1 protein-coding gene is annotated in these 860 nt (G+C 59.4%); it reads right to left on the bottom strand.

From position 1 onward, the window contains the following. Positions 1-523: 523 nt before the first annotated feature. Positions 524-808, bottom strand: coding sequence for a hypothetical protein (locus tag B0W88_RS32040; protein WP_077038438.1), 285 nt, complete (start codon positions 806-808; stop codon positions 524-526). Positions 809-860: the final 52 nt, after the last annotated feature.

Here is an 860-nt window from a genome sequence, read left to right as displayed (position 1 = left end):
AACGATTGCGTTCAGCCGCGCCGTTAGGCGTCGGCTGGAACTGCGGGTTAGACAGCTTCACTGAGACTCATTGGCTCTTCTCTGCATCCAACTCTCAGTTCCACGGCGGACAGCACCCCCAATGGAAAAAAGTACCAGCCACCCCGTGACTACGACGGTGCAGGCTCCACCAAAGGGGCCGGTGCGAATGCCAGCTTCAAAGAAGGCAAGTTCAGGATGCAAAAGCTTCCCGAAGACGCATTCTCCCGCGTAAATAGCCAAGCCAGCGCATGCGTAGATTGCAGCCGTTCGGAGCCACCCTCTTAGAGACTTGGGTCCACCCGAATCCGCCCAGCCCCTCATGCCCATGATGATCCCGCCGACTGAAAGTAGACCTGCGACGATCAGCGCGAGTGTCGTGGCGCCACTCACAATGACGCCGATGCCGACTAAGGAAAGCATGACGACTAGCGCGGCGATTGTGGGCATTGCGGTCTAACGATTGCGTTCAGCCGCGCCGTTAGGCGTCGGCTGCAACTGCGGGTTAGGCTGCAAACGGCGCATACAGCCTCCATAGCTCTTCGAAAACCTCAGGAGGAACCTCCGCGCCAGAGAACGCAGGGTCTCCGTTGATCTCGTCCAACGCTGGGACCGGCACAGTTCCGAGACTCGTTCCATGTGCGGCTCCGTTCGCAGATGCGGCGCCAACAGTGCCGTCGCGAAAGAACTCCAGCTTACGCAGTTCGAAGCGCTCGCAGTCGAGTTCGGAGACCAAACGAACAGGCTCGCCGGCATGCTCATGGAACCACTGGACGTCGATGTATTGCATGCTGCCTAACGATTGCGTTCAGCCGCGCCGTTAGGCGTCGGCTGGAACTGCG

The organism is Pelomonas sp. KK5, assembly GCF_001984095.1.
Taxonomy (GTDB): domain Bacteria; phylum Pseudomonadota; class Gammaproteobacteria; order Burkholderiales; family Burkholderiaceae_C; genus KK5.
Note: the sequence above shows the minus strand (reverse complement) of the source record. Positions and strands in the feature narration are given on the sequence as shown.